The sequence below is a fragment of the Bacteroidota bacterium genome (assembly GCA_030706745.1).
Lineage (GTDB): Bacteria > Bacteroidota > Ignavibacteria > Palsa-1295 > Palsa-1295 > PALSA-1295.
Window position 1 is genome coordinate 20,797 of record JAUZNX010000021.1, and the last position, 25,669, is coordinate 46,465.

Here is a 25,669-nt window from a genome sequence, read left to right on the forward strand (position 1 = left end):
GATGAAAACTCGTGCATTTTTGCTCGCACTGCTCGGGCTCATGTTTGAAAGCGGCTGCAAGCCCTATGATTTCTCTATGGGCAGCGATCACATTGTGGCGTGCAAGGTACTCACGCAGCTTTCAAGCGTCCAGCAGGGGCACACCTATACGACGCTGCATGGCGGCGGTGCGATCAACATCAATTATTTTGGTGCCACGCAGTACTTGTTCACGACCGATATTCGGTTGGTCCATGGGACTGGATTCCGGGTTCTGATTCGGCCCGATGTTGAACAGCGAAATGTGTTGGATTCGGGTATGATTTTGACGGTCACAGAACATGGTACGACGCTTGACTCCGCTCATAATATTGTTCTTGAGCGATCGGATGTCCGCATGGCCGAGGGAACACAGCTTCCACTCTCAATTCTCTCGGAGAACAACTACTCGCAGGTTGTTCTCGGCTGTGACACTCTCACCAAAGGCTGGAGCCGTAGGATGGAATCCGACGACATCGTCATTCAGGCACTTCCTGGCAGTGAAGTGCAGGTAATCCAACCAGATTGGTCCGACGTGCCGGACCGATAGTGCGAAGCGGGATTCCAGGGATTAACATGGGTATTTGGACGAATTCTCGGATTGATTCTGAGAGTGGATTAAGATTTGAACCCAAAGAAGAAGGGCATGCTTGGCGCATGCCCTTCTTCCACCAAAATCAGATGCCGTTCTTAGAAATTCAGCGTCAGCTTCGGCGAGACCATCACGTAATCTTTCCATTCCCACGGGTATGGATCACGTCCGATGACCGTCGCATATTTTGCCTCGATCTGAAGCCATGAGAATAACTTGACCCATGCATCGGTCAGCAGTTCGTTCGAGTATTGGACACTCACGCCATATTCATCGCCGGCATCCGAAGAGTGCACATAACCGAGCTTAATAAACGGCTCCCAAAAATCCTTACGATCGACGATGTTTAGATCGGTATTGTTTGGGTCCTTCGGATTAGCCGGAGCAGCACCGACCGTTACCGGCTGTATGCCATGCATTCCGCCACCGACCTGAACGTATGCGCCGCGGAACATCTGGTCTGGCAGGCGATAGGAGAGGTAGGCATGTGTCGAGATCGCGAGATAGTATAAGCTATCAATCGCGCCCCTCGTGGAAATCCCACCAGATCCGGTTCGGTACTGCGGTTGGGTTGCGTAATCCGGGAAGTTCGAAAGGTTCGGAGTGAAGGAATTACGGAATTCAAGCCCAAAATGCAGCTTGCCCGATTGCTCCGATAGAAGCCCAAGGTCCTGCTTCACTTCAGCCGCGAATGCCATCGCGCCGGTGAGCTTGCGTTCGCGAATCTGTAAGCCTTGCGAGAGCACGAATGGTTGAACGCCGGAATTCCCAAGTGGCCACTCAATGCCAAGCCGGAAATCCGTCGTGCCACGACGGATAATGCCGTAGGTCCCAATCGTGCCCGGAAGCCAGAATGGATAGCCGATGTAGTCATCACCAACGTTGATTCCAAAGCCGAAACCGGATTTGAAGATAATGTCGCCACCAAAAAGTGAAGCATCCATTGCGACAAATTGTACCTTCTGCTGGGAAGGTTCGGTCGAAATCAGCGTATACTCATAGCCATCGCGAGAGTTGATCTTCTCATAGAGAGAGCCTTGGTCGCTTCCGAAAATCTGATGGAGTTTGGGTTCGCCAAATACCTTGATTGTATCGATAACGAGGCGAAGGAGCGCCATATCATTATCGTTGATCGGAGGTTTTTGGGTTACCGTCATCTCGGCGACAGAGTTCGGTGCTATGCGGTAGCCGCCCTTGCGAAGGGCGCTGATCACGCGGCTTCGGATCGTACGATCGGTGATGATCCATTGGATCAGTTCACTTTGACGGGCGGTGTCAATCACCTCAATAGAGCTCAATATGCGTGTCAAAGCCTCGTTTTCTGCCTCAGCTCTTCGGATCGAGTCCGCAAGCGATTCCTGCGGTGCCGTGGGGGACGAAATCTGATTTGTTGGCGAACCGCCCTGCTGGGCCCGTACCGCGTTCGGAGCCGCCGCACAGAGCGCGACTGTCAGTAGTCCCAGAAATAGGATCATCGTAAGTCTCGTCATGGTCATGAAGTATGCTATGATGGATTGAATGGCTCTGGGAATTAGAAATAAATACGCGGAGTGACTTCGAAGAAGTACGGCGGTTCGTATGGTTTGGCATCACGAACGAGTGGCGCGGTGTAACTCGCTTCAATTCGCAGGTGGTCGGGTATGAGTTCTAACCAGCCACCAAACGTGAAGAGGTGGTCGTATTGGAAGTTCAAGCCAAACTTGTTTGAAAGCTGATTGACCAATTCAATGGCTACGTGTGGAGTGAACGGCGTCGAGACATTCGCTTTCCCCTGGTAGATGAGGTCTTGCAGCTTACCGCCTTGATTGGCGCCATAGCCCCAACTGGCCGCTTCCGTATCAGAGGCGGGAATCCAGCTCAGCTTCACCTGGTGGATACCAACGCCGGCTGAGAACTGGATGAAGTTCGTCTGATTGAGCTGGACGATGAATGGAATATACATCTGCCCTATAAACGCGGTGCGGAAGAACGTCTTGGAGCCCGGCACAATCTTGCCAACCTTATCATCGGTGCCATCAAGGCCGCTGTAAATAATGCTCGAATTATATCCGCCGGCCGGGATGACGCTGAAATTGAACGCCATCGGCATGTTGAAGGCGCTGAAGAAGTCGATACCGGAGAAATATGCTGCCAACGACCCGCCCCAAAAGCCGGATAGCTTTCGGGCCTGGAAAATTTGACCTTGATCGCGCCCGAGATTTGCTGGGAAATCAAGCCCAAGCTTGAAATCGCTGCCACTCCCGATTTGATTGCGCATATTGAGCCACAGGCGCGCCTCACCACTCGACCAGAAGGGAAGTCCCACTTCAGGATTTCCGAGTTGAAGCTCAACTTCGTTTTGTCGCGAGATATTGACACCGAGGTGATCGATCGAGAGATCGATCCTGGGTTGATATCGGAAAGCACGCGAACTCAAAACTTCCGGGGCTAAGCTGGCGCTGGCGTCGGCCTCAGGCGGCAGAGCCGTTTGGGTCGTGTCAACGGTAGCTTGCATGTCCTCATCAAAAGTCGGAAGCTGCAACATGCGAGCTTGCTCATTAACGATGACTCGCTTTGAATATGGGCCGGTAAACATCTCATGGAAGATGTAGCGCTCGTCCGAACTCTTGATGAGTTGCGCACCGCGCGGTGCGATATCGCCCGGCAATTCAACGAGTTCACCTTGAATCGCGTTGATATTATCATCGAGGGCTGGCTGATGTTGCATGACCGAAATCACCTCACGGCCTTTGAATGCCACCGGAACAGACGCATTGGTATTCGATCGCTTACGACCACCACCGAAGAAGATGTCTTCCCCGCCGCCCGATGTATCGACATTCACATGCTTGCCCATGAACAGGATATGAAACGGCTCGTACCGATCACCCTTCGTCGGAGCGGCGAACACGTACACGTTATCGATATCGAAGTTCTTGAGCTGTTTATCCTTATACTTATCCTGATAGACCTTGATGATCTGATTCTTTAAATCGTCATCGGTAATTTTCCATGCGGTGACATTCGTGAACGCATATGAGGACCCTTTATCGTCCATGGCGCTGAGTTCACGATACATCCGCTCGTTCTTCAGGGTCAACGCATGAAGTTTTTCCTCAGCGGTTTGAGCATGAGCCGTGATGGAAAAGAAGGTGGCAGCGACTACGAGTGCCGCATGTAACCGGATTCTGTACTGAGGCTGTCGTTTCATTCTTGTTTCGGTTTGCAATTCTCTGATCAACTCGTTTTGGGTGAAGGAAGAAGGGACCCTCCCGTCCAGAAGACGGGAGGGTCTGGATATTCGTTAGTGAATTCCGCCTCCACCGCCACCACCTGGTCCGCGGCCCTTCACTTGGGCCTTCGGGTAGACCGTGATCTGGGTGGTATGGGTCTGTCCGGTGATCGGGTCGGAGATTGTCAGATCAATTAACTTGCCATCTTTGGCCTTGATCGTATTCACCTTCCCTGTCGCCTTCGCATCGAAGAAATATTGATTCCCTTTACCCTGCTCCTTCTTCGCGGTCACGTCAAAATAGCCATCCGACTCAACGTTAAGATGATCGGAGCCGATTTCAACGTACCGTGCCCCAGAGATCGTATCGTAGGCAGCCTTGATTTGCAAAGCATCGCCAGCCGTCATTCCGTCGTTATTTGCCACGGCCACGAAGGGTGTTGGAGCGATCTTGAAGGTCTGATCATCAATGACAACGAAGTCCTTCATAAAGCTCGACTTAAAGTATGCTTTCACTTCGAGCGATTTACCCTCGTCCTTCATAAACTCGGGTGTATACTCGATGCTTGGCTCCTCTCGCGTGGCGACTTTATTGCCTGCCAGGTACAGTTCAGTCCGATAGATACCGTCGAGATTCGCGATCTTCTCGTTGGCCTTGAAGGTCACGCGGGTATATGGTGTCGCCTCGTTCTTCTTGTTCGCAGGGAAGTAAGGCGCGGCAACGGCCTTCTGCAACTTATTGACGACGACCGGGAAATCGGTTGTTGCCAAATCGTTAGCTCCGCCACCACGGTGGGCTTCACCCTTGATATGAACGGTGTAGCTTTGGCCGACGGTCGAAGCATCCGGTTTCCAGACCCAATAGTATATGGAATCGACCTGCTTGATTTCGCCAGGGCCATCGACTTTCACCATCGTGACACCGCGTGGGCCGGTGAGGGGCGCTTTCTTTACGTTAATCCGATTCCACAATTCGATACCGGAGAATGCGGCCATTGGACTAAACTCAGGTGTGAGTTCGACCTTATCAACCGGGTTCTCCTTCACATTTACGACGAACTCGTTCGAACCAATATTGGTCGCAAAGTTCTCGTAGAGTCCGGTGAGCAGCGAATCGATGTAGCCGCGCAAGGTGACGTTCTCGGTAATACCGTCCTTTACTTCCGATAGCTCCCGTACTGTCAAGTGAACCGCGCCAATTTTGACGGTATCGTCCGGCGAATGCTGGGCCGAAACACCGACGATCTGATTCGTCTTCGCGTCGAAATGGAGAGTGTATTCACCCTGGCCGTACATCGGCTTGAAGTTGTACGTATAAATATAATCGTGACCATCGACCCGGTAGGGATACTTCACAGAGTCCTTCGCAATATTCAGCACAGTCATCTCAGCCTTATTACGAAGGATATGCAAGTCGAGATCTTTGACGGTATCGCGTGTGGGATCGGCAACGCGGACCCGGACATTGAAATTACGTCCGTCTTTCTCGTTCGGATCGCCAATAATCATGCTCTGGTCCGAGGTCGAGCTAACGCTCGTCGCAGACCCGCGCAGTGAATTCAGGATCGTCTCAGCAATGAGCTGAATCTGCTTGCGCTTTGCCTCGAGCGCGAGCTTCTCCTTGCGAAGTTCATCTTCTGCGTCATCGCGTTCCACGATGATGATCAGCAGTTCGAGAAGAACGGCAAGGTAAAGAATAAAATAGACTTTACCGGCGCCTCCACCTTTTGACATGTGCTATCCTTTACAGTAGTTACGGTTACTCAGTTTTTACACTCATCGTTGGCAACAGGTGACGAGTGCTGAGTAAAGAGTGGAGATCCCAGTCTCGCTACTCGCTCGTTGTTACTCGTCCACCGATCAGCCGCTCGACCATTTTCGAAATTTGGTCGAGTTCCACGTTCACCTCGTCACCAGTTTTCAAATTCTGGATGTTCGTATGACGAAAGGTATGAGGAATAATAGCGATCTTGACAGTCCGCTGTTGAATCGCGGCGACAGTCAGGCTGATGCCGTCGATGGCGATCGAGCCCATCGGGACGACGTAGCGTTCGGCGCCGGGAGGAAGTCCGAACAGGAATTCCCAACTGCCATTCATCTCGCGGATTTCGAGCACGCGGGCAATGCCATCAACGTGACCGGTGACCAAGTGGCCGCCAAGTCTCGTGATCGGAGTCGCAGCACGTTCGAGATTGATCCTCGTACCTATTGTCAAAGAACCCAGGGTCGTCTTTTCCAGCGTCTCCCGTACACAAGTGACCTCAAAAAAGGGCGGTGTGACGCGTTCCGCAGTCAAGCACACCCCATTTACGGCAATGGAATCGCCGATTTTGAGTCCATTTTGCAGGATTTTGGGTTCAGACTCACTCTGCCGCCCCTCTTCCAGGAATACGCATTCTGCCTTTATTTTTAGACATTGTGACGTCCCTGATATGATTCGGTCAACGACTGTGCCGAGTTCTTCAATGAGGCCAGTGAACATAGACGGTAAGAGTTCGACGAACGGTAAGGATTAGGAGAATAGAATGAAGTATGGGACAAGGCGTGAGTCTTCTTTGATCATGGACCCCGAAAGGCGCATTGCGATTCTCTTAGTTCCGAAGAGGTACATCACGGGATTCCGAGCCTGCTTTCATCCAATTCCACGATCAAGAAAAAATTCACGACTTTTATGAAGATATAGGACTTTTACAGTCCGACATCATGTTAGAGTACTCAGGTATGCTCAGACTATCAAAACGGGTCGAATATGGACTTGTCGCGCTGCAACATCTTGCGCGGCGTGGCGGAGTTTCCACGGTCCGCGAGATGGCGGACGTGAATGGGATCTCCTATGACTTGCTGGCCAAGATCATGCAAGATCTGAAGCGAGATGGGATGATTTGCTCGTACCAGGGCGTACGGGGCGGATATACTCTCATGCTCGCGCCGCAAGAGATCACGCTCACGCGCGTCGTGAACGCGCTCGAGCAGGAGAACTCGATAACCTCCTGTACCTCGACGTCAGATGGTGAGAGTTGTCCTCGGGAGCCTGTTTGCACGATCAAGGGTCCGATGCACTTGTTGCAAGGGACGATGGAGCAGGCGCTAAACTCCGTCACGCTCGCAAAATTATTGTAGAATTTTCGAAATGGTCAAACTTCCTATCTATTTGGATAACAATGCGACGACTCGCATGGACGAGCGAGTCTTCGAAGCGATGCGCCCGTACTTTGTCGAGCATTTCGGCAATGCCGCGAGTCGCAATCATGCCTTTGGCTGGAAGGCGGAGGAGGCAGTAGATTGGGCGCGCGAGACGATTGCACGTTCGATCGGCGCGGATCCGAAGGAGATTGTCTTTACCAGCGGAGCGACCGAGTCCGATAATCTTGCGATCAAAGGAATCGCGGAGATGTATGCCTCGAAAGGCGATCATATCATCACGCTCACGACCGAACACAAGGCGGTGCTTGACACGTGCAAGTCGCTTGAGCGGAAGGGGCATCGCGTTAGTTACCTGCCGGTTTCGCGCGAAGGCTTTATCGATCTTGACTTACTCCGAGATGCCATAACGGATAAGACCGTACTCGTTACGATCATGCACGCCAACAATGAAGTCGGTGTGATTCAGGACATCGAGGCGATTGGAAAGCTCTGCCACGAGAAGGGCGTAATCTTCCACACCGATTCCACGCAGTCGGTCGGCAAAGTGCCGTTCGATGTTCAGCGAATGAATGTTGATCTGGCCTCGATCTCCGGACACAAGATTTACGGGCCCAAGGGCGTGGGGGCACTCTATGTACGCAAGAAGAGTCCACGCGTGAAGCTTGCTTCGCAGATGGATGGCGGTGGTCATGAGCGTGGGATGCGTAGCGGTACGCTCAACGTCCCTGGAATCGTCGGGCTCGCCAAGGCGCTGGAGATTTGCATCGAGGATATGGAGTCCGATACCAAGAGAATTGCAGCGATGCGCGACAAGATGTGGATGGATTTTCAAGCCGAGCTTGACGAGATCTATATCAACGGACCGGACCCGATCGAGAAGCCGGAATGGCGACTGCCGGGAAATCTCAACGTGAGTTTTGCATTCGTCGAAGGCGAAGCACTCATGATGGGCATCAAAGATATTGCGGTATCCTCTGGCTCCGCTTGTACATCTGCCAGTCTGGAGCCAAGTTATGTGCTCAAGGCGCTCGGCGTTGGCGAGGATTTGGCGCACACATCGATTCGTTTCGGAATCGGGCGGTTCAACACTCAGGAGGAATGTGACTACACAGTGAAAGATGTCGTGCAATCTGTACGGCATTTGCGCGAGATGTCACCACTTTATGAGATGGCAAAGGCCGGCATTGATTTGACGAAGATCGAGTGGGCGGCACACTAAAAGGGTAAAGACTGGGCGATGAGGGATGAAGGCATCATCGAGCAATATTTCAGAAATCCAGAAGTACTTCTGAGTTTCATGCGACGCACTCGGAAGCCAGTCTTTCATAAGTCGAACATTTTTATTCGGGATATTCAGCACGCAATTCAGGATTACTTCGAGACGAATGGGCCTGGACCCGTGTCAAGACCCGAAGCGGAACGAATGGCAACAGAAGTCGTAAGCTTGTATATCGGTTCAGGAATATTGAGGCAGGTAGACAATCAGGCCTTTACCTTGAACCTCCAGGAATTCGGGACGCCTGATAGCGGGACATACGCCATGCTTACAATCGAGGGCGGACCGATGCCGCGCTTGGCAACAAGCAATAGTGCGGCGCCGGTCGGTGTCGCAATCTGCGCAAAATAGGTTTTCTTGTTAGATATATTATGGCATACTCAGAAAAGGTAATCGAGCACTATCAACATCCTCGCAATGTCGGGACTCTTGACCCGAACGATCCGAACGTCGGTACGGGCCTTGTCGGCGCTCCGGAGTGCGGAGACGTTATGCGGTTGCAGCTACGAATCAATCCTGAAACCGGGACCATCGAGGATGCAAAGTTCAAAACGTTCGGTTGTGGAAGCGCAATCGCATCGAGTTCGCTTGCGACCGAGATGATCAAAGGCAAGTCAGTCGATGAGGCGTACGCGATCAAAAATACTGTGATCGTAAAGGAGCTAAACTTGCCCCCGGTGAAGATTCATTGCTCGGTCCTGGCTGAGGATGCGATCAAAGCCGCGATTGAAGATTTTAAGAAGAAGCGCTCGGCAGTAGCAGCGGAAGCTGTTGCTGTCGCGTAAATATGATTAAGGAGAAAAAGCTATGGCAGATCTAATGACCATGCCCTCGTTAGAGGAGACGACCGTTGAAAAGGCATTCGAGAATATCGAAAGTGAAATCTCGCTGACGGAAAAAGCAGCCAGCGAGGTCCGAAAGATCATGGAAGCAAACAAGATTCCTGAGACCTACGGCCTGCGCGTTGGCGTGAAGGGTGGAGGATGTTCAGGCCTTTCGTATTCCCTGGGCTTTGACAGTGAACAGCGGGAGAACGATCGGCTCCTCTCGATCGACGGTATTCGACTGTTCGTCGATCCCAAATCCCTCTTCTATCTTGCTGGCACGCAACTCGATTTTACGGACGGACTTAACGGCCGCGGGTTTGTGTTTAATAACCCGAACGCATCCAAAACGTGCGGCTGCGGCAGTTCGTTTGGAGCGTAGCTGGTTACGTGTAACGAATAACGGGTAACGAGCCGTTAATGACGGCTCGTTGTTCAGCGCCTCGTTACTCGTTACGCAATCACTCGTTACTCTCACATGACCGACCACTTTCAGATCTTCGGTATCGACCGCACGTTCGCTGTCAACCGTGAAATGCTCGAGGCGCGATTTCACGAACTGCAGTCGAGATCGCATCCCGATCGGCACGTTCAAAGCGAAGTGGAGACCAGAGACCGCGCGCTCAGTGAGTCGAGTGAAATCAATGCGGCGTATCGGACCTTGCGTGAACAACTTCCCCGTGCTCGGCATCTGGTTGAACTGTATGGTTTCCCTGTCGGCGAGCAAAAGAATGTTCCGCCCGCGTTGCTGATGACTGTGATGGATGCGCAGGAAAAGATTATGGAGCGAGAACAGGCTACAAGCCGTGATGCCAAGATGCGAAACCGGGAGGAATTGGAAGCAATTGCGGATGAACTGCAAATGCGACGTGAAGCGCTGGATGAGGAACGTCACAATCTCGCAAATCACTGGGATCGCAATCTGCATGAGCAAAATGGCGGCCCGCTGAGCAACGCCGATCAGGAGTTGCTCGGACGAATGTCGCAACTCCTTGCCGAACGCGCTTACCTTGAAACGCTCCACTGGTCGGTCCAGGCTGCCCAGCAAGGCAAGCCGGCATTTATTCAACATTAAGCGATGGCGGATTCTCACATACTCGCAAGTTTTCAGGAAGCGCAAACAGCGCTTGCTGATTTCCTCGCAGATGCAAAGCAGCTGTCCCACGTGGAAGCCTTTGTCGATTTACTCGTTGAGACATTTCAGGCCGGAGGAAAAGTCTATTCCGCGGGGAATGGTGGCAGCCATTGTGATGCCATGCACTTTGCGGAAGAGTGGACTGGCCGCTATCGCAAAGACCGCAAGCCCATGCCAGCGCTGGCATTCTCCGATCCATCCCACATTACCTGTACTTCTAACGACTACGGTTTCGAGCATATCTTTGAGCGCATGGTCGATGCCTTTGGTGCTGCAGGGGATGTGTTTGTTGCGATTACCACTTCGGGTAACAGCCAGAATTTGATTTTGGCCGCAGAGGCCGCGAAACGCAAGGGTATGAAGATTGTCGGGCTGCTCGGCAAGGGCGGCGGCGCGATAAGCGCTCTATGCGATATTCCTATCGTGGTGCCGGGTCACACGAGTGACCGCATCCAGGAACTGCACATAAAGATCATACATATTACGATCGAATGTGCCGAGCGAAGGCTCTTTCCAGAGTTATATTGATCTAAAATTCCAGATTTGCCAATGCCGTTAGAAATTCAACTGCCGGGACAATCGAATGCTGGTGCAGGCCATGTGGTCGGCATCGATCTTGGCACAACGAATTCCCTCGTTGCCTACGTCGATTCGGGCCGTGCGCGAATTATTTCTGGCGAGGATGGTCCACTTGTGCCATCCGTCGTTACGCTGGATGATTATGGTGCAGTCACGGCCGTTGGTAAGAAGGCTCGAGAGATGGCCATGCGCGATGCGTCACATACGGTTTATTCCGTCAAGCGGTTGATGGGCAAATCATTTCAGGATGTCAAGAAGGAATCGGGCATGCTTTCATACCGGCTCGTGCCGGCAGATGAGGGTCTGGTACGCATTCAAATTGGCAGCAAACTCTATACGCCGATCGAGCTTTCTAGTTATGTCCTGCTCGAACTCAAGAAACGAGCGGAGACCCACCTGGGGGAACCTGTGACGCGTGCGGTTATCACTGTCCCAGCATACTTCAATGATGCTCAGCGTCATGCCACGAAAGATGCCGGTCGTCTTGCGGGATTGGATGTCCTTCGGATCGTCAACGAGCCCACGGCGGCAGCGCTTGCCTACGGACTCGACCGAAAGAATGATGGCACGGTCGCTGTCTATGATCTTGGTGGTGGTACGTTCGACATCTCGATTCTGAAGATCAAGAACGGCATTTTCGAAGTACTCTCGACGAATGGCGATACCTATTTAGGCGGCGATGATATCGATCGCCGGCTCATGGAGCTTTTTATCACGCAGATCCAGCACATGGTAGCGGGGTTCACGCCGACCCCGGAGCAATTGCAGAAAATCCGAAATGTTGCTGAGCAAACTAAGATCGCTCTCTCCTCGGCAGGACACGTGATGGTCGAGTTGGATTTGCCCGAGGCGGGTGTCGCGTATCGTCGAAACCTGACACTTCCAGAATTCGAGCGGATTGCAAAGTCGGTAATCGAGCGCACACGCAAGCCATGCGAAGATGCGATGAGCGATGCCAAACTAAACCCCGAAGAAATCGATGAAGTCGTGCTGGTGGGTGGCGCGACCCGAATGCCGATGGTCAAAGCGCTTGTACGCGAAATCTTCGAACGGACGCCGCACGATGAACTCAATCCGGAAGAGACTGTGGCGTTAGGTGCTGCGATTCAGGCCAATGTATTGGCCGGACACACGAAAGATGTTTTGCTCCTGGATGTCACTCCGCTCTCGCTCGGCATTGAGACGATGGGTGGCATGATGAGCACGATCATTCCACGAAATACAACGATTCCCACAAAGGTTACCGAGAACTATACCACGTTCGCGGACAATCAAACGGGGGTCGAGATCAATGTCTTCCAGGGCGAGCGCGATTTCGTCCGGGACAATCGGCATTTAGCAGGCTTTACTCTGAAAGGAATTCCTCCAATGACGGCCGGTGCCGCGAAGGTGGAGGTTACCTTCCTCATTGATGCCGACGGTATTCTTCAGGTGCACGCTCGTGAGACGCACACTGGAATCGAGCAGGAAGTCGAGGTCAAGCCATCGTATGGTTTAACCGATGAAGAAATCGAACGGATGCTGCGAGAATCGATCGAGCAGGCTCCGGCGGATATTGCCGCCCGCAGGCTCGTCGAAGCAAAGACGGAAGCACAGCGACTTCTCGCCGCGACCGAGAAAGTATTGGGACAGTTGCGTAGGGGCCAGCTAAGTATTTCCGCCGCCAAATTAAAGCAGATCGATGTGGCGAGCGTAATCGACGCGCTTTACTCTCTGCGGCGTGCAGTCAATTCCAACGTGCCCGCAGAGATCATCAAGCAACAAGACATTTTGGAGCATGCCACGGAGCCGTTGGCACACGAAATTATGAATGCGACTGTCTCCGAAGCACTGACCGGCAGGACGCTCGAGCAAGTCTAACCATTTCTAGTCTATCACATTTCTTTTACTCACATGAAGGCTACCGAATTCACACTGAAGAAACGTCCGTATTCGGACGAAGAAGCGAAGTCGTTGCTCAGTAAAGTTGTCGATGCGGAAACGACCGATTGGCACTATAATACCCATCACAAGGGCTATGTCGATAAGCTCAACGAGATCGAGAAGGCCTTGCTCGAGGCCGATCCCGCAAAGGCGAATGGAAACTACTCGCAATTTGGCGAGCTCAAGCGTCGATGGACTTGGAATCACTCCGGTACGATCTTGCATGACGTTTATTGGGAGAACCTGGGTGGTGATGGGGACCCGGCGAATGCCGTCGAATTGAAGGATCAGATTAGCCGCGATTTTGGCTCGTTCGAAGAATGGAAGACAGATTTCAAAGCCACCTCGCTGGCTGCGAAGCTCTCAGGCTGGGGCCTGCTCGTATTTGACACGCTCGGCTCTGGACAACTTAAGAACGTACTTGTCGATGAGCATCACTATGGAGCGGTCTGGGGAGCAATTCCGCTCATTGCTTGTGATGTATTCGAACATGCCTACTATCACAAGGATGGTCCGAAGCGCGCGGCATACATCGACAATTTCATCAACAACCTTCACTGGGGCCGAGTCAACCAACGCTTCCTGAAGTATCTCGCACGATAGAATTATGGTGAATGAAGAATGATGAATGATGAAAGAAGAACCTCTTCTGGATCATTGTTCATCATTCATCATTCACATTTCAACACTTATCATTGGCAACCGTTACCTTCCAGCCCATAGGCATCACATGCGAAGCGCTCATTGGGGAGAGTTTCCTCGATGTCGCGCTTGCGCATAATATCGACCTACAACACAATTGCGGTGGCGTCTGCGCATGCTCAACCTGTCACGTGAAGGTCAAACAGGGCATGGACTTGCTGCCGGAGATGGAGGATGACGAGGCCGATCAATTGGATGAAGCCGAGGGGCTGGCGCTTGAATCCCGCTTGGGATGCCAGTGCAAGATTCAAGATGATTTTGACTACGTAGTGGAAATTCCGCAGCTCAATCCTGCAATTGCGAAGCTATTTCACGAGGGAGCGCATTAGGAAGATTTTGACGCATGTATTGGACAGACTTAGAGGATATTGCAGAAGCTCTGATGGAAGCGCATCCCGATGTCGATCCGCTTGCGGTGCGATTCACCGATCTGCTTAAGTGGATTGGCGATCTCCCAGGGTTCGAGGACGAAATTCATGCTTCGAATGAAAAGAAACTCGAAGCCGTCCAAATGGCATGGTATGAACTCACTATGGAACAATGATCGCGCCGCCAACGGCTGTCGCAATCATGATCATGTTAGGCTAATTTCCAGATTGATTTACGGGATTTCACGGTTTGGGTTAAGGTGACTACCCGACGGCTGATGTTGAATGATAAGTTTTCACCATCCAGGTAGTTTGGAATCCACAAATATCGCATGACGTAATAGGTTGTATCATGTCTGAATCTCAACGCATTCCTGTATTTCCGCTGGGGATTGTGCTCTTTCCGGAGAGCCGGGTTCCGTTGCACATTTTCGAAGATCGGTACAAAAAGCTCATCGAGCAGGCCGTTAAGGAGCATTCGCCGTTCGGCATTAATTATGTTGAAGAAGACCGGCTTCACGCGGTCGGATGCTCGGCACGAGTTGTCGAGGTGCTGGACCGCCGGCCCGATGGCGAAATGGATATTATTACGGAGGGAGAACGGCGTTATGAAGTGCTCGATCTGGAACAGAACGGCCCGGACCGGATATCCTTCGCAACCGTGCGTTGGCTTGATGACGAGCCTGAAGAACGCGATTCCAGGTTAGCGGGGGAAACGATCCATCTGTTCAACGAATTGACCGAGCTTGCCTACAAAGGGACAATTCCACCCCTGGACGAATCGGTTTGGAACGCAGAGAGCCGGTTTCCATCGTTTAAAATCGCGCAAAAATCTGGGCTGGAAGCCCCACAGCGGCAGGCCTTGCTTTCCGTAACTAGCGAGAACGAGCGACTTTCCATGCTCCGTGAGTTTTTGACACAACTATTGCCGAAAGTCAAAGAGTTTGAAACGGTCCAGGACCTCATCCGAAATGACGGATATATTGTCAACTGGAACAAAAAGCCGCCTGAAGGCGATACAGGCGCGGCAGAATAACTATTAACGAGCCACGCATGAACAAGAAGACGAAGAAAGTCAATAAGAAGCACAAAAAGGCAGTCGAGCGCGTCAAACGCAAAACGCGCGAAATGAAGGCCGCCTCGAAGTCCGTGCGCCGCACACCGCGTGCGCCCAAGAAGGCAGTCGCTGCGCCGGCAGAAGCGTAAAGTATGTTTGAGGAGGATGACTGGATCATCCTCCGCCATTTCGTCCGAACCGAATGCCTTCGCTAACTGCGTTGCTCGGTACGTCCGGGCCCATTATCATGGGCATTCTCAACGTCACGCCCGATTCTTTCAGCGATGGTGGCGCATATCTCGATGCCCGGTCGGCGTTGGATCACGCACTTCAGATGATTGCAGATGGTGCGGAGATCATCGATATTGGTGGTGAGTCCACTCGGCCGGCAGGGCAGACATACGGAGCCGGGGCTTCCAAGGTACCACTTGAGGAGGAGCTGAGACGCGTTCTTCCGGTCATCCACGAGTTGCGTTCGAATCATGACAACGTCTTGATCTCAGTCGATACCCAAAGATCTGCTATCGCAAACGCGGCGATGCAATCCGGAGCCGACCTCATCAATGACGTGAGCGGAGGAACAGCCGATCCGGAAATGTTCGCCACGGCTGCAAGGCACAAGGCGCCCATCGTACTTATGCATGGTCACGGCCCGCGATTCCGGAAAACGAAAACTGAAGACTACGCATACGCGGATGTAGTCTCCGAAGTCCGATCGTACCTCGAAGAGCGCATTCTGCTCGCACATTCAGCTGGGATTGAGACTGTTTTGGCAGATGTCGGCATCGGATTTGCCAAGGGCTATGAAGATAACTTGAAGCTTCTTAAGCATCACGATGCATTTGGTTCGCTTGATGTTCCGTTACTGCTCGGTGTGTCTCGGAAATCAACCATCGGTAGAGCCATGGGGAATAATCCATGGCCAAAGCAGCGTGTGACCGGTAGCATCGCGGCCGCCTGCTATGGTATGTTGCATGGAGCGAAAATCATTCGCACCCACGATGTGAAGGAGACAACGCAAGCGCTCTCGGTCATACGCGAAATTCTAGACCGATAAACCATGAAATCGCACCGCAAAGAACTTTGGATGCACGTGCCCACGGAGTGGGGCTATGTCAATATTACGAACGAGGTCCAGCAGGCGATCGGCGAGAGCGGCATTCGCGAAGGGTTGGCCCTCGTCAACTCGATGCACATAACAGCATCAATCTTCATCAACGATGACGAACGCGGCCTGCATAAGGATTTCGAGCGATGGCTGGAGCACCTGGCTCCGCATGAGCCGATCTCGCAGTACGATCACAACAAGACGGGTGAGGACAATGCCGATGCGCATCTCAAGCGCCAGATCATGGGTCGGGAAGTCGTTGTGGCGATTACCGGCGGCCAGCTCGATTTTGGTCCGTGGGAGCAAATCTTCTACGGCGAATTCGATGGCCGACGCCGCAAGCGAGTGCTGATTAAGATTATCGGGGAATAGCTATTCGTGAGGTGTGTTGACTTCACCCAATTGCTTACTGAGCGAAACTAGCCATGCTCCCATGGCCGAAACGAATAAAACAATGATGAAGGCGGGGATAAACGTGGAATAGACCAAAGCATAGGCTTGGTCAACAATCCATCGTTCGTTCGAGCCTTCGATGCCGTATTTGATGTTTAAAAGAGCCCCAAGGAAGGCTAGCATTAGAGTGGGGAGGAGTACAAACCCCACTATCATTTGAGTTCTGGCAATGCGCCGAAGTCGCCGGAGCCGAGGGTCACCCATAACTGGTCTCCCGAATGCCTCAGAGTCCCATAATACTCAGCTCGCGCAGAATGGCTGAGATCTCCGGGTGTTTCATCAACTCTTCGTAAAGCCAACTCGATTCGGATTTGGCCGTCTCGAGGTGCTGTGCGGCCCGTTGGCGGTCACCGGATAATAAGGCCTCGCGCAAATCACCGACACGCTCGACATCCTGATGGCTGATGCGCCGGCCAATTTGCTCATGTAAAGCGCCGAAGGCACCAAGGATGCGTTCGCGTTGCTCATCGACATGAGCAGGCTCTCGTCGCTTTGCGTCGTCCTGATTCTCGAATACTTCTTGATCGCTCATTAGAGTCGTCTGCCCAATTACTTAGTTATTACGAGGCGCCGCGTTTCGACACCTTCATCGCTCATCAACTCAACATAATAAGTGCCGGATGCGAGCCGCGCCGCATCGAATTCAAACGAAGATGCGCCAGAAGCGGCTGTTCCATCGTAAATTACCAGCGCAATTCGTCCAGTTGGGTCAACCGCGCGGAGCCGAATTTTGCGGGGCTCGGCAAGCGTCACAGAAATCCTTGTCACGTCATGCGCCGGATTCGGGCTGACAGAGAAGCTGTGTGCGATAGCGGCCGATCTATTTACTCCTTGGTTGAGACCCGCCTCCGTTGTAACATAAGTTGTGAATACGCCTTCGCCTTGCGTTGCAACTGCAACATAGCCATCGGATTGTCTGGCGTCGATGTTTTCGACGGTGATGCGGCCAATCGTCGATAATCCTTCCGGCGACCAAACGGTGCTGCCGGAAATATCGCTGGTGGAAAACAGCCCGACGCTCGTTCCAACGAGGTAAAGGGTTTCACCGCCATGATGCACGATCGTCACCCAGCGGGTAGAAGGGCCGTCGCCCGAACCATCAGCATTCGTCTCGAGATTGCCGGAAATATTTCGCCAATGGATTCCTCCATCATCGGACGCAAAGAGGCTGACCACATGATAGTTGGAGAAGCATGCGACAATCTTATCGGCATTCTCGGGATCGACCGCGACGCAGGATATAAACGCGTTGTTCGGAAAGATCGAACCCGTGATCTCGACTGCCGCGGGGTTGACACCGTCGGCTCCGTCGACACGATAAAGATGTCCATCGCTGGTGCCGAAATAGAGCCGATGCGCCGGAATAACTGACATTCCGAGAGCGGTGATAAAAGTCCCATCGGCGACGAAGCACTGGGTGAGTTGAGCCCAATTTGTCGAGGTGCTCGTGAAGGGCGGAACGCCATTAATGTCGGAATTGCGCCAGAGGTGATTATTCTCCACGTAAAAAAACTGATCCTGGTCGGCAGGATCCAGCATAAATGGCGTGACAAATTGCGGCTGCGAAATACCTTCCGGCTGTAAACTCCACCAAAGGTTGGAGTCGATCGACTCCCGGTATGCATAGCCGAACTGCGAGGCAACAATGACGGACTGACTGTCCATCGCGCAATAGCAACCATCCCCACCGCCAACCATTTGCCAATTCCCCGTATCTCCGGGAGAATGATACCAGGAGCCCTGGTCCTGGAAGCCGCCCACAATCGAGGTATCGTGGTCTCGATACCGATCGATGGCAACCACATAAATGATGCTTGCGGGATCACCGGTATTCAGATTTGCCCATGTAATGGGATGATTTGGGTCCTGATCGGCGAGGCAATCCTGCGTGAAGTAAATTCCGCCATCGTTGGCGGAATACATCTTGCTCGGATTATTCGAACAAAATGCCACATCATGATTGTCCGGATGATGGTTCGGGTATGATTGCTCGACGTTCTGATCGTAGTTGTATCCGCCAACCCATTCGACGTTAGAGGAATTGGAAAAGCCATCCGGAGATCGATATAGGTTGGTCCCACCAAAAAAGACTACGTCAGGATTCAGAGGATGGACCTTCAGCGCAACAGCATAGCCGCCAAGCGTGCTGGCACCGGCGACATCTCCCTGGACTGGGGGCAATTCGGAAGAGCGGTCTTCCCACTTCCCACCTGTTCCGGAGCCGTCACCGGAAACGTACGTGTATTTGAAAAACACCGGATAATTGCCAGCCCCATCATTCGAGCCGGCAACATAGACTACCGTTTCATCGGAAGGCGCGATAGCGATTTTGAGTCGTTGCGTCGCCGTGGGCCAAGTCATTGGGGTGATATTCTTCCAGTTTACTCCATCGATGGATCGCCAAACGCCTGCGGTTGTCGGTGTTGCGCCGTCCAGGGTATACTGGCTGAGATACGCATAGAGAATTCCGGTCGGAGTGATCTCAACGTCCGTGCAAAACGACCGGTGAGCAGGGTCGCCAAGCACATGTGACCAAGACGTACCGCCATTGGTTGAGCGCATAATCGCGCCAAAGCCGGCGGCATACACGATGTCCTGCGCAGACTTCGAATTATCGGTGACGACGTTCCAGACACCATCGAATACGCTGTCGAGCGTCGTGCCTGTCTGGTCTTGCGTCGAGGGGAGCACGAAGAATTTCTTGCCACCATCGGTCGATTTGTAGATGCCGTTGCCAATATCCGTCGTGCGCCAGCGTGGGGGACCAACAACAGTAGTACGGCGATCTGTCGTGCTCAGCAATTCACCTGTGCCACAGTACCATGTATTGGTCTTGCCCGCGCGACGATCCTGCACGAGCGACATGATGTCCTTGAGTTCGTCGGGGGCAGTAGATCGATTCCAACTCATGCCACTATCGGTGCTGCGCCACACGCCACCCTGTGCGGTTGCGATCAAGACGTTGGCATTGTTGGCAACATCTACTCCGATCGCCTGCGTGCGTCCGCCGGCATTGAACGGTCCCACCGACTGCCAGTCTTTGGTATGAATCGAAGTGCTTGCATCGGCCATGGCATCGCCTTGCGGCCCTCGGACCAGTGTGCGGGCATAAGCAAGTTCGCGGACATGAATGCCTCGTGGAATTTCGCCAGTGGCCGGGTCGCGTAACCGAAGCCACTCCCAATAATTCTTTGCGGCGAGATTCTCCGTCAGCGGCTCGCAATGCATCAGATGCTTCTCCGCAGAGCGGTGAAAACTGGCCGTCGTATACAGAATGGCACCGAGCGAGAAGGAATACAGTGCGAGCAGGATCTTACTCATCATCAGATCAACGCAAGTGAATATATTTGAGAATCACAATTCCGGACTCCGTTTGAACACGAATGTAGTAAACTCCATTCGGTTGTGAGCGGAGAGCTTCTGAGATCGGAATGGAGGCGCGCGGCTCAGCTACAGTCCGTTCCACCTTGAAGCATTCGATGCCGAGCACATCGCACAGGCTGACGACGACGTGCGAGCCGGCCGCACTATTCAGTTGAATGTTGCCGGATGCATCAATCGAGGCGACCTGACCGGATTTCGATCCAGGGCTGACACCTTCGAATGTGATCACGAAATCGTCTGAAATCGATGAACACTGATAGGCACTTGAAACCGTCACCGTGTACGTCCCGCTGCGGGTAACGATGTAACTTGATTGGGTCGCCCCGGGGATTGCTATGCCATTACGATTCCACTGGTTGTTGGCCGGCGAACTCGAATAGAGCGTATTGCCGGCACGTGTGACAGCAGGGACGGGTGGTGCAGCACGGGACGTCACCCGGGCGGCTGCCGCGATTGCTGAGCATCCGTTCGCGCCGAAGGTCGTTGCGGTATAGAAGCCTGTCGCATGCACAACAATGGAGCGTGTTGTATCGCCTGTGGACCATCGGCATCCGACGCCGCCCGAGACTGTGAGCTTGAGCGAATCGGTTTCGCACAGGTCGATGGCGCCGCTGGGCGTGATCGTTGCTGTAGGAGCGGGGAAGACAGCGAGATTAAAGCCATTATCCGCTGTAACAATCGCTGGAGATGTTGCCATCACCCGAATTCGATACTTCGAGCCGGAATGCAGCTTCGGCGGAATCGCGGCCATGATTATGCATGAGCCAGTGCCATTGCGGAAGCCAATGTGGGTGGGAGCCGCGAACCTGCCGAGCGAATCCGAAAGTTGGACATCGTATGTATTCGAAAGGAAGAGATCTCCATCGACTCGAATCGCCACTGGCACCGAATCTCCAGGACAGAGTGTAACCTCATCCGGAAGTGAGAAGGAGAGGTCCTGAACCGTAAGCTCGGCGACGAAGCCATTTTCACTCGCCTTTGGAGTCATCTTCATTCCATCGAAATAGGACAGGCCCCGAATGTCGCCAGCGATGAACAATCCCTGTGATGTATCGACCGTCAGCGAGGGTGCGAAGATACCTCCCGCATTTTGCGCATCGTACCATGATGTAACCCAACGTGCTCGGAGCGCAGTGTCCAGCTTGAGAATATAGAACGTCCCGCCGTGACTTCGGACCGTATCGATCACGAGATTTGTCGTCAGCCGACCGACCAAATAGATATTCCCAATCACATCGGCAGCGATCGAAGAGACGCCGAGCACCGTACCCGCATTTCGGAGATACTTCACTGCGGCGCCGTCACTCGAAATGCGTGCAGCCATGACCGTCGGGCCGTTGCCGCCGAAAATATATCCATAGGAGTAGCAGAGCGTGCCCGGCCCAATGGAATCGAGTGCCATCGCCCATCGCGAGTTTCCGGCGCTATCGTAACTGGCCGCAAACCCAAACGCTTGATTGTTCTTCGAGGGCTTAATCGAGATACCGGCAATCGTCGCGGATGTCACGTAGCTTCCGCCGATGTATATGTTCTCCGCCGAGTCCAGGCACAGGCTCCGCGCGGTAGCCGTGTCGGTTCGGATCCAACGGATGCTGCCGTTCGTATCGAGTCGCATCGTGTGCATCCCAAGCGGAATGGGGTACACGGCCGAATCCATATCCATCAAGATTGCACCGCGAGAATTCGCGGTAACATAGAGCGACCGGCCGGATGGGCTCACGGCAATTCCGTTCGCGGAAATCGTCGAGGCATTTTGCGTAGTAATATTCCAGACAAGATGACCCGTGGGATCGAACTTCGCAATGAAGAGGCGAAGCGTTAGGGGTGGGGTGATGCCGTATGATATACTATCAGCCAGGACACCGGTGACATAGACGTTGCCGCTTTTATCGACACCAATTGCCGAAGGTTGGGCCCGGTTGACTGACTGAATCTGCGCGGCCCAAAGCAGCGTACCCATTCGCGAATACTTCCCGATGACCACATCGTTGACACCATGTGCGGAAAGCGTAACGCCACCGAAGTTGACGATGCCGCTGAACGTCCCGGTGAAGTATGAGTTGCCTTGCCCATCGGCGGCGATTGCGTAGGTCGCGCCGCCCAGCGTGTTGCCTTGCAAGTTTACCCATGTGAAGGTATGCACCTGAGCGCCGCCGGTGCTCTCGAGGGCCGTGGCCAGAACAAAAACGAGAAAGAGTCTGCGAAAGGACATGTATGAAAACCTAACAATCCATTTTACCTGGGCAAAATTCCTCGCTTACTACTCTCATCCTGAATTACTCCCCCTCCTATGCAGCGAAGTAGAATAACATGCTCCTCCTCCTATGAAGCGAAGCGGAATAGGAGGGGGCTGGGGGGTGGTTCCCCCCTCCGTTTCAAAGATAAAGAAACTCCCCCTCCTTTTCAAGGAGGGGGTAGGGGGTGGTTATTCCCCGCTGGCATCCCGCTTGAGGCACTCAACACCATGATTCGCAAGACTCAAGGACGGCGCGAGCGTGGGCGCTCGATACCGTCTCTATTCCCGCAAGAAGAACCCCAAGACCGGCAAGCGCCGGAACCTCCGTGGATGATCGGTCATCTACTGCACATTCAAAACACGCGAAGCCGCCGAAAAGCACGAACGGGAGGTGCAATATTTTAAGCGACTCAACAACGGCCGGACGCCAGTTCAATAATCGATTGGTACACCTAGTACCTCAAAAGAAATTAAGATGGTAAAACTTATCCTTAATCGTCTCCTCATGAAAATGCCACGACGGCAAATCTGCGACTAAATGCCCATCGACAATAGGGGAGCCGTACTTGGAAGGAAGCATCTCAAGAATCAGCAAGGTGAACGCGATGTGGTAGTGTCCTTCTCGAAGCCGTAATGGACACACGTAACCCCCATTAGGTGCATATTCAGAAGAAAGGAACGTCCAGATTGCGGAGTCATGTGAGATTGAATCTGAGATAGTCAGCGTACCTGACACAGCTGTATCGTTGACAGTCTTCACCGTGAGGTGAAACGGAGGCCAGTACTGGAGTTTTGGAAGTGGCTCTAATTCATGGGGGTGGTTCGATCTAAATGTTCGAACCTCTCTAAAGTATTGCTGCTCCATACTGTCCCATTGCGACAGAGACAGTTGGCTGAAATTGCCACGAAAATCATAAATGGTGGACTGGCAAGAGGATAGGAGCGGAAGCCCACTTATGGCGATGACTCTTATAAGCGAGATCAATTTCATCTTTACTCACTCGATTACTTACAGCCGACGGTATTGATCATCTTAAGATATGTTCCATACCAATCTGGCGGAGCTACCAATGGTATGCCCGTTCTCTTCGCTGCAACAAAGCGCTCAATCTCCAGCTCTTGGAGAGTCTCTGCCGCTGCTTTTCTGTCAGCTGCGGTCTTTGCATCCCGATAGTTCTTCGCAGCATCACAGGCCTGCTTCTTGTACGTCGTATTTAGAAAGAATTCGTCTGCTTCCCATTGGGTTGTGTTGACGATATCGGGAGTAAGATCTTTGTCAACAGCAATGCCTAATGCTCCAGCGAGAAGGGCGAGCAAAATTCCCTGCGTGGCAGGGTCCATGAGCATCTCCCATAGGTCCGACCAAGAAAGTTGCGTAACCTCCTCAGCCGTCCAGTTACTTTGTCCGATCTTTAGGAAATCTGCCTTTGACAGATAGTCCATCACGTCGTCGGGGAGTGGTACAGGCGTCGGGTGATAGCCTGCATCTGAGGGCATCGTCGCTGTATAACGAAGATCTGGAGGGGCCAAGGGGTGAAGGAGCGGTACAGGATGGAGCTTCGGGATGTATTTTGTCACATCCGGTATGTTTATATTGGGCGCTGGTCTTTGTATCCTGACTCCTCGTGACTCGCTGCTAGTTGGCGGGTTCTTAATGGCGGTGCCGCTTGAACTTACAGGACCTTGTCGCAAATTGCGCACATTGGGAGCACGCTTTGCCGGAGGCTGTGAGAAGACACCAGTGTTCCTGGTAACAGGTGTTGCGGTCGGTAGCGGTCCGGTGAAGGGGCCATGTTTCGATGCGCCGGTAAAAATCCACCGCTTCATGTGCTGAAGTCTTCCAGGATTCATTGTGTACCCATCTGCGAGCGCATTCCACTGTTTCTGAGATCCGGCACAGGGCATCTGCCCCGGCGGCATTCCAAACATCTTGATGGCATCGGCCTCCAGCCAACCTAAATCCAAGTCGTTGATATCAGCGTCATGCTTCGCGTTAAGGTAAAAAAGGAGGTTCTTGAGATCGACCTTTCCGAAATTGTTAAAGATGTCGAAAAGAACATCCGCGAAATCGGGGTCGACGTGAAGAGTACCTGGGTGTGCCCCCAGCCATTGGCATAGGACGTAATCGACCGTGCTTGCCTCATCCATGCCCATCTTGTTAGCATCATTGAGCCATTTCTGAAAAAAAGTCGGATTATCCTGCGGATCCCCTTCGCTAAAGTATTGATTGAAAGCGTCCCAAATTGCCCCGTCAGTTTGTATTCGCTCCCACAGTTGCTGTAGTTTTGGATCCTTAAAGTGCCATGACAAATTGGCACGAAGGTCATCCAGTGGCCCACCTCTTCCGGTCGTGGGCGGCAAGTTGTGCCAAGACAACATATCGCAGGGATCCGCAGGCTTGAGCGGACCGTACGTAGGGTCCTTCTCTGTGTTCTGGAAATTACCAGTATTTTCTGAAGTTTGATCTCGAAATAAAAGCGGCTCAAGTGACGAAGATCCCGGCGTGAGGTCTGGGAGGTAATTCTGATTTGTAGTACCGTCGGGATTAGTCGGATTCCATGGTGTATTCGAAACAGGTGAAGTGCCGCCCGGCGTTGTTGGGGCAGGCGTTGCAGAGACACCATCCCCCGATGGATACAGAATAGGATTCCATTCCCCGGGATCGAATGGACCGCAATCTGGTGGACATCCCATGACGTATCAGAGTTTATAGTACAATCCAGTCCATTTCATACAGACTCCAATTTCCAGCAATGTCCAGGATACGGAGCGCGACGCTGAAGCGGCCGGTCCGGAGCACAGTGACCTGAAGATCGCGCGCGGTGCCGCCGTAAGTCGGCGCAGTTGGGAATGCAAATGCTGGGATCGTGCCGTTGGAACCGGCGGTGAAGTCGCCGCTCGTGACAGAGTTATCGCGGAAGCTAAATTGTATGTCGTGCGCGGTGGTGCCGCCAGTCCAATCGAGCGGAATGTGATTGAGGAAGGCAGACCCTGCTTTAAGGAACATGATCTTCTCGACAGCGAGCGGAAATCCGGTGCTCGGGGCAGTCATAAGATGCAGCGAATTCCACGCAGCAGCCTGCTCAATCGAATCGTAGTCATAAGTATTCGGCACCGATACGCTTCCAATGACGCTGGGGCTTTGGGTCACGATGAGTGGGGGATTAGCCCACACTCCAGCATGCAGCCACAAAGTGCTGCGAGTAAAAGTAGCTGCCTGCTGAACGCCGGCATTATCTTCGAGGCTGATCGTTTGCACGATCGCTCGCGGGTCCATGGTCGGCATGACGGGAAAGTCAAACCAGGATTGCGGAGTGTTTCCATTCATGAGTGACAAAAAGATTAGTTGAAAAATAGTTGCAGTATGCCTGTCTTTAGGACAGGCATAGGCCCGCTTATAAAAAGTTCCTGAAGGTAAAACTTACGCGTACCAAATCTCTCCGGTTTTTCACAGCGTGCACCAGGATGTCCTTGCATCCCGCAAAAGATCGAGACGTGATTTTGCCGGAATCATTTACTGTCACTTCCCGCGCTAAAGCGTTAGATTACAGAGATTATTCTTACACATCCTTCTCGATCCTTTACGATCTCTCCCTCTCTCAATCTCAAGAGCTTACTCTCAATCCCTCAAATAATTTTCGCGGTCCCGCAAAAAATCG

At 52.7% G+C, this 25,669-nt stretch carries 28 protein-coding genes and 1 pseudogene; 18 read left to right on the plus strand and 11 right to left on the minus strand.

All coding sequences use genetic code 11. From position 1 onward, the window contains the following. The first annotated feature begins 1 nt into the window (after position 1). Positions 2-568 (plus strand): hypothetical protein, encoded by a 567-nt coding sequence (locus tag Q8902_15245; protein MDP4200915.1) that lies wholly within the window; start codon positions 2-4, stop codon positions 566-568. A 140-nt stretch (positions 569-708) separates the two neighbouring features. Here the strand turns inward: Q8902_15245 and Q8902_15250 are convergent, their stop codons facing one another. The 4 genes from Q8902_15250 to Q8902_15265 form a co-directional block, all read right to left on the minus strand. Beyond that, entirely contained in the window at positions 709-2,100 is a 1,392-nt protein-coding gene (locus Q8902_15250) for a hypothetical protein (protein ID MDP4200916.1), read from the minus strand. Positions 2,101-2,141: 41 nt separating this feature from the next. Next, complete coding sequence (locus Q8902_15255) at positions 2,142-3,800, minus strand: hypothetical protein (GenBank protein ID MDP4200917.1); 1,659 nt, start codon at positions 3,798-3,800, stop codon at positions 2,142-2,144. Positions 3,801-3,893: 93 nt separating this feature from the next. Then, positions 3,894-5,555, minus strand: a complete 1,662-nt coding sequence (locus Q8902_15260) for a hypothetical protein (GenBank protein ID MDP4200918.1) — start codon at positions 5,553-5,555, stop codon at positions 3,894-3,896. Positions 5,556-5,652: 97 nt separating this feature from the next. Further along, on the minus strand, positions 5,653-6,303 hold the full coding sequence (locus Q8902_15265; GenBank protein MDP4200919.1) for a riboflavin synthase: 651 nt from the start codon (positions 6,301-6,303) through the stop codon (positions 5,653-5,655). A 239-nt stretch (positions 6,304-6,542) separates the two neighbouring features. On the opposite strand from Q8902_15265, the gene Q8902_15270 reads away from it, so the two are divergent. The 15 genes from Q8902_15270 to Q8902_15340 all read left to right on the plus strand — a co-directional run bounded on the left by Q8902_15270 (position 6,543) and on the right by Q8902_15340 (position 16,309). Then, complete coding sequence (locus Q8902_15270; GenBank protein MDP4200920.1) at positions 6,543-6,941, plus strand: Rrf2 family transcriptional regulator; 399 nt, start codon at positions 6,543-6,545, stop codon at positions 6,939-6,941. 10 nt (positions 6,942-6,951) lie between these two features. Further along, positions 6,952-8,184 (plus strand): IscS subfamily cysteine desulfurase, encoded by a 1,233-nt coding sequence (locus tag Q8902_15275; GenBank protein MDP4200921.1) that lies wholly within the window; start codon positions 6,952-6,954, stop codon positions 8,182-8,184. A 78-nt stretch (positions 8,185-8,262) separates the two neighbouring features. Beyond that, positions 8,263-8,592, plus strand: a complete 330-nt coding sequence (locus Q8902_15280; protein MDP4200922.1) for a hypothetical protein — start codon at positions 8,263-8,265, stop codon at positions 8,590-8,592. A gap of 20 nt (positions 8,593-8,612) precedes the next feature. After that, complete coding sequence (iscU, locus tag Q8902_15285; protein MDP4200923.1) at positions 8,613-9,026, plus strand: Fe-S cluster assembly scaffold IscU; 414 nt, start codon at positions 8,613-8,615, stop codon at positions 9,024-9,026. A 40-nt stretch (positions 9,027-9,066) separates the two neighbouring features. Next, the gene (erpA, locus tag Q8902_15290; protein MDP4200924.1) at positions 9,067-9,447 is read left to right on the plus strand and encodes an iron-sulfur cluster insertion protein ErpA; all 381 of its coding nucleotides are present in this window, start codon (positions 9,067-9,069) and stop codon (positions 9,445-9,447) included. 96 nt (positions 9,448-9,543) lie between these two features. Next, positions 9,544-10,140 (plus strand): Fe-S protein assembly co-chaperone HscB, encoded by a 597-nt coding sequence (hscB, locus tag Q8902_15295; protein MDP4200925.1) that lies wholly within the window; start codon positions 9,544-9,546, stop codon positions 10,138-10,140. A 3-nt stretch (positions 10,141-10,143) separates the two neighbouring features. Next, complete coding sequence (locus Q8902_15300; protein MDP4200926.1) at positions 10,144-10,728, plus strand: SIS domain-containing protein; 585 nt, start codon at positions 10,144-10,146, stop codon at positions 10,726-10,728. 21 nt (positions 10,729-10,749) lie between these two features. Beyond that, a complete protein-coding gene (gene hscA / locus Q8902_15305; GenBank protein ID MDP4200927.1) occupies positions 10,750-12,639 on the plus strand; it encodes a Fe-S protein assembly chaperone HscA in 1,890 nt (629 codons plus the stop codon). 33 nt (positions 12,640-12,672) lie between these two features. Beyond that, positions 12,673-13,305, plus strand: coding sequence for a superoxide dismutase (locus Q8902_15310; protein MDP4200928.1), 633 nt, complete (start codon positions 12,673-12,675; stop codon positions 13,303-13,305). A 92-nt stretch (positions 13,306-13,397) separates the two neighbouring features. Then, a complete protein-coding gene (locus tag Q8902_15315) occupies positions 13,398-13,733 on the plus strand; it encodes a 2Fe-2S iron-sulfur cluster-binding protein (protein MDP4200929.1) in 336 nt (111 codons plus the stop codon). Between the two features lie 14 nt (positions 13,734-13,747). Then, the gene (iscX, locus tag Q8902_15320) at positions 13,748-13,948 is read left to right on the plus strand and encodes a Fe-S cluster assembly protein IscX (GenBank protein MDP4200930.1); all 201 of its coding nucleotides are present in this window, start codon (positions 13,748-13,750) and stop codon (positions 13,946-13,948) included. A 176-nt stretch (positions 13,949-14,124) separates the two neighbouring features. Next, on the plus strand, positions 14,125-14,808 hold the full coding sequence (locus tag Q8902_15325; GenBank protein ID MDP4200931.1) for an LON peptidase substrate-binding domain-containing protein: 684 nt from the start codon (positions 14,125-14,127) through the stop codon (positions 14,806-14,808). A 17-nt stretch (positions 14,809-14,825) separates the two neighbouring features. Further along, positions 14,826-14,978, plus strand: a complete 153-nt coding sequence (locus tag Q8902_15330; protein MDP4200932.1) for a hypothetical protein — start codon at positions 14,826-14,828, stop codon at positions 14,976-14,978. Between the two features lie 53 nt (positions 14,979-15,031). Next, positions 15,032-15,886 (plus strand): dihydropteroate synthase, encoded by an 855-nt coding sequence (gene folP, locus Q8902_15335; GenBank protein ID MDP4200933.1) that lies wholly within the window; start codon positions 15,032-15,034, stop codon positions 15,884-15,886. Positions 15,887-15,889: 3 nt separating this feature from the next. Next, positions 15,890-16,309: a secondary thiamine-phosphate synthase enzyme YjbQ gene (locus Q8902_15340; protein MDP4200934.1), complete on the plus strand. Its 420-nt coding sequence runs from the start codon at positions 15,890-15,892 to the stop codon at positions 16,307-16,309. Here Q8902_15340 and Q8902_15345 read toward each other — a convergent pair whose 3' ends face one another. The 4 genes from Q8902_15345 to Q8902_15360 all read right to left on the minus strand — a co-directional run bounded on the left by Q8902_15345 (position 16,310) and on the right by Q8902_15360 (position 21,986). After that, positions 16,310-16,513 carry a hypothetical protein gene (locus tag Q8902_15345; protein ID MDP4200935.1) on the minus strand — a complete coding sequence of 68 codons (204 nt, stop codon included), beginning with the start codon at positions 16,511-16,513 and terminating at the stop codon, positions 16,310-16,312. Positions 16,514-16,613: 100 nt separating this feature from the next. Then, complete coding sequence (locus Q8902_15350; protein MDP4200936.1) at positions 16,614-16,922, minus strand: hypothetical protein; 309 nt, start codon at positions 16,920-16,922, stop codon at positions 16,614-16,616. A 17-nt stretch (positions 16,923-16,939) separates the two neighbouring features. Continuing rightward, the gene (locus Q8902_15355; GenBank protein ID MDP4200937.1) at positions 16,940-19,714 is read right to left on the minus strand and encodes a T9SS type A sorting domain-containing protein; all 2,775 of its coding nucleotides are present in this window, start codon (positions 19,712-19,714) and stop codon (positions 16,940-16,942) included. Between the two features lie 4 nt (positions 19,715-19,718). Further along, positions 19,719-21,986 carry a hypothetical protein gene (locus tag Q8902_15360; GenBank protein MDP4200938.1) on the minus strand — a complete coding sequence of 756 codons (2,268 nt, stop codon included), beginning with the start codon at positions 21,984-21,986 and terminating at the stop codon, positions 19,719-19,721. 283 nt (positions 21,987-22,269) lie between these two features. Here Q8902_15360 and Q8902_15365 point away from each other — a divergent pair. After that, positions 22,270-22,449: pseudogene (locus Q8902_15365) on the plus strand (hypothetical protein). Between the two features lie 21 nt (positions 22,450-22,470). On the opposite strand, the gene Q8902_15370 reads toward Q8902_15365, so the two are convergent. From Q8902_15370 to Q8902_15380, 3 genes are all read right to left on the minus strand, one after another. Beyond that, entirely contained in the window at positions 22,471-22,770 is a 300-nt protein-coding gene (locus Q8902_15370) for a hypothetical protein (GenBank protein MDP4200939.1), read from the minus strand. Positions 22,771-23,015: 245 nt separating this feature from the next. After that, entirely contained in the window at positions 23,016-24,371 is a 1,356-nt protein-coding gene (locus Q8902_15375) for a hypothetical protein (protein MDP4200940.1), read from the minus strand. Between the two features lie 346 nt (positions 24,372-24,717). Continuing rightward, positions 24,718-25,338, minus strand: coding sequence for a hypothetical protein (locus Q8902_15380; protein MDP4200941.1), 621 nt, complete (start codon positions 25,336-25,338; stop codon positions 24,718-24,720). Positions 25,339-25,475: 137 nt separating this feature from the next. On the opposite strand from Q8902_15380, the gene Q8902_15385 reads away from it, so the two are divergent. Then, a partial coding sequence (locus tag Q8902_15385) for a hypothetical protein (GenBank protein ID MDP4200942.1) occupies positions 25,476-25,669 on the plus strand: 194 nt, incomplete at its 3' end.

Coding starts and splice junctions, on each gene's coding strand:
- Q8902_15245 (MDP4200915.1), top strand. CDS start 2: ATGAAAACTCGTGCATTTTTGCTCGCACTGCTCGGGCTCATGTTTGAA.
- Q8902_15250 (MDP4200916.1), bottom strand. CDS start 2,100: ATGACGAGACTTACGATGATCCTATTTCTGGGACTACTGACAGTCGCG.
- Q8902_15255 (MDP4200917.1), bottom strand. CDS start 3,800: ATGAAACGACAGCCTCAGTACAGAATCCGGTTACATGCGGCACTCGTA.
- Q8902_15260 (MDP4200918.1), bottom strand. CDS start 5,555: ATGTCAAAAGGTGGAGGCGCCGGTAAAGTCTATTTTATTCTTTACCTT.
- Q8902_15265 (MDP4200919.1), bottom strand. CDS start 6,303: ATGTTCACTGGCCTCATTGAAGAACTCGGCACAGTCGTTGACCGAATC.
- Q8902_15270 (MDP4200920.1), top strand. CDS start 6,543: ATGCTCAGACTATCAAAACGGGTCGAATATGGACTTGTCGCGCTGCAA.
- Q8902_15275 (MDP4200921.1), top strand. CDS start 6,952: ATGGTCAAACTTCCTATCTATTTGGATAACAATGCGACGACTCGCATG.
- Q8902_15280 (MDP4200922.1), top strand. CDS start 8,263: ATGCGACGCACTCGGAAGCCAGTCTTTCATAAGTCGAACATTTTTATT.
- iscU (MDP4200923.1), top strand. CDS start 8,613: ATGGCATACTCAGAAAAGGTAATCGAGCACTATCAACATCCTCGCAAT.
- erpA (MDP4200924.1), top strand. CDS start 9,067: ATGCCCTCGTTAGAGGAGACGACCGTTGAAAAGGCATTCGAGAATATC.
- hscB (MDP4200925.1), top strand. CDS start 9,544: ATGACCGACCACTTTCAGATCTTCGGTATCGACCGCACGTTCGCTGTC.
- Q8902_15300 (MDP4200926.1), top strand. CDS start 10,144: ATGGCGGATTCTCACATACTCGCAAGTTTTCAGGAAGCGCAAACAGCG.
- hscA (MDP4200927.1), top strand. CDS start 10,750: ATGCCGTTAGAAATTCAACTGCCGGGACAATCGAATGCTGGTGCAGGC.
- Q8902_15310 (MDP4200928.1), top strand. CDS start 12,673: ATGAAGGCTACCGAATTCACACTGAAGAAACGTCCGTATTCGGACGAA.
- iscX (MDP4200930.1), top strand. CDS start 13,748: ATGTATTGGACAGACTTAGAGGATATTGCAGAAGCTCTGATGGAAGCG.
- Q8902_15325 (MDP4200931.1), top strand. CDS start 14,125: ATGTCTGAATCTCAACGCATTCCTGTATTTCCGCTGGGGATTGTGCTC.
- Q8902_15330 (MDP4200932.1), top strand. CDS start 14,826: ATGAACAAGAAGACGAAGAAAGTCAATAAGAAGCACAAAAAGGCAGTC.
- folP (MDP4200933.1), top strand. CDS start 15,032: ATGCCTTCGCTAACTGCGTTGCTCGGTACGTCCGGGCCCATTATCATG.
- Q8902_15340 (MDP4200934.1), top strand. CDS start 15,890: ATGAAATCGCACCGCAAAGAACTTTGGATGCACGTGCCCACGGAGTGG.
- Q8902_15345 (MDP4200935.1), bottom strand. CDS start 16,513: ATGCTAGCCTTCCTTGGGGCTCTTTTAAACATCAAATACGGCATCGAA.
- Q8902_15350 (MDP4200936.1), bottom strand. CDS start 16,922: ATGAGCGATCAAGAAGTATTCGAGAATCAGGACGACGCAAAGCGACGA.
- Q8902_15355 (MDP4200937.1), bottom strand. CDS start 19,714: ATGATGAGTAAGATCCTGCTCGCACTGTATTCCTTCTCGCTCGGTGCC.
- Q8902_15360 (MDP4200938.1), bottom strand. CDS start 21,986: ATGTCCTTTCGCAGACTCTTTCTCGTTTTTGTTCTGGCCACGGCCCTC.
- Q8902_15380 (MDP4200941.1), bottom strand. CDS start 25,338: ATGAATGGAAACACTCCGCAATCCTGGTTTGACTTTCCCGTCATGCCG.